This is a genomic window from Oleiphilus sp. HI0043, assembly GCF_001634935.1.
This window is the reverse complement of sequence record NZ_LWEY01001155.1, coordinates 1-1640: the sequence shown is the minus strand read 5'-3', so window position 1 is coordinate 1640 and position 1640 is coordinate 1. Positions and strand designations below refer to the sequence as shown.

At 43.7% G+C, this 1640-nt stretch carries 4 protein-coding genes; all 4 read left to right on the top strand.

The window, feature by feature from the left end; translation table 11 throughout:
* Nucleotides 1–333 (top strand): DUF1538 family protein (locus A3729_RS13275; RefSeq protein ID WP_156497941.1); only part of this gene is annotated, 333 nt, incomplete at its 5' end.
* 44 nt (nucleotides 334–377) lie between these two features.
* Nucleotides 378–728, top strand: a complete 351-nt coding sequence (locus A3729_RS13270) for a P-II family nitrogen regulator (protein ID WP_068511238.1) — start codon at nucleotides 378–380, stop codon at nucleotides 726–728.
* Nucleotides 725–1153 (top strand): CBS domain-containing protein, encoded by a 429-nt coding sequence (locus A3729_RS13265; protein WP_068511236.1) that lies wholly within the window; start codon nucleotides 725–727, stop codon nucleotides 1151–1153. Before A3729_RS13270 ends, A3729_RS13265 begins: the two co-directional genes overlap by 4 nt.
* A gap of 156 nt (nucleotides 1154–1309) precedes the next feature.
* On the top strand, nucleotides 1310–1640 hold a 331-nt coding region (locus A3729_RS13260), incomplete at its 3' end, for a GAF domain-containing protein (RefSeq protein ID WP_369820134.1).

Genomic DNA, 1640 nt, shown 5'->3' with positions numbered 1-1640 from the left:
ACTTATCGTATCGTTACCGGAATTCCGATCCATTATTTTATTATCTCTGGTTATGTGGTCGTCGTAATTCAAACTTGTTTTGCACCCAAACTGATCGTGCCTTTGGCTTATGACTCAGGTGGTGTAACGACATCTACTGTAACTGTGCCTTTGGTTGCAGCCTTGGGTTTAGGCTTAGCTGAAACAGTACCTGGGCGAAGCACTTTGATTGATGGTTTTGGTTTAATCGCTTTTGCTAGCTTATTTCCAATAATGTCGGTGATGGCCTATGCGCAAATTACTGAGTATTTGGCTAAGCGAAACCAACAACAGGGCTCGGCACAAGCTGAATAAGCTCTGTACAGAGTTTGTAGAGAATTTCGAATAGGGGAAAGTACATGCATTTTAAATTATTGCTGGTGTTTGTAGAGGATGACAAAACCGATAAGGTCATGAAGGCTGCGCGAAAAGCTGGGGCGACTGGTGCCACAGTGATCAACCATGCCAGAGGCGAAGGGATTAAAAAGAGTAAGACTTTTTTTGGCCTGACCCTGGAGACTCAACGGGATGTCTTGCTGTTTATAGTTGAAGAGCACTTAAGCCGGCATATATTAGAGACTATTGGACAGGTAGGCGAATTCGATACCAGTCCGGGTACGGGAATTGCCGTACAGTTAGATGTTGAAGATGCTGTGGGCGTCTCGCACCAAATACAATCTATTGCAGCTAAAGTCGAGGAAGAGTTATGAGTCATACCAATAAAACGGTTGTTAAAATTAAGGATGTCATGCGGAGTAACTACGTTGAAATGGACGGCATGATGACCGTTAAAGACGCCTTGATTCAAATGAAAGAGCATAATGCTAGCTACGTGATTATCAAAAAACGTAATGAGGATGACGAGTACGGCGTTGTGATGCTGTCAGATATCGCTAAAAAGGTATTGGCAAAAGATAAGTCACCTGATCGCGTTAATGTCTATGAAATTATGTCTAAGCCCGTTGTCAGTGTCCCACCTGAAATGGATGTGCGCTATTGTGCTCGTTTATTTGATCAGTTTGGCTTGGCGAGTGCGCCAGTTATTGATGGTAAAAACGGTAAAGTAGTGGGTGTGGTAGGTTATAAATCTTTGGTTTTTGAAGGTATTTTAGTAGAGCAGCATACCTTGGATTAAAGCGTATTACAGTATTTTGGATGGCTATGGATTGTTAGGGTGAGTGACTAATTGCGAATTCTATAATAGCCATTTATTCAGACTCTCGACTATACTGATGACAGTCTTAACTGTAACAACGACAAATAACAATAATAAATGCAATAGAGGGTCGTTATGGATCAAGAGGTCCTGGAGAAATTATTACGCGCTCAGCAATCGATTACCGAAATGGTTTCGTCGGGCGCGTCTCTACCAGAGTGCTTGGAAGAAATCTGTAGTTCAATCGAGCAGGCCTTGGCAAGCAAGGCCGGCAAGAGCTCGATTCTTTTATTGAAAGGGAACAACTTACACCACGGCGCAGCACCGAGTTTGCCTAAGGCATATTGTGACGCTGTTAATGGTGTCGAAATAGGCGAAAGCGTTGGCTCTTGCGGCACGGCTGCGTTTACTAAGCGGCAGGTGATTGTTGCCGATATCGCTACAGACCCCTTGTGGGCGGACTTTA

Bases quoted from the DNA above. Each gene is read 5' to 3' on its own strand.
- A3729_RS13270 (WP_068511238.1), top strand. From the start codon at position 378: ATGCATTTTAAATTATTGCTGGTGTTTGTAGAGGATGACAAAACCGAT.
- A3729_RS13265 (WP_068511236.1), top strand. From the start codon at position 725: ATGAGTCATACCAATAAAACGGTTGTTAAAATTAAGGATGTCATGCGG.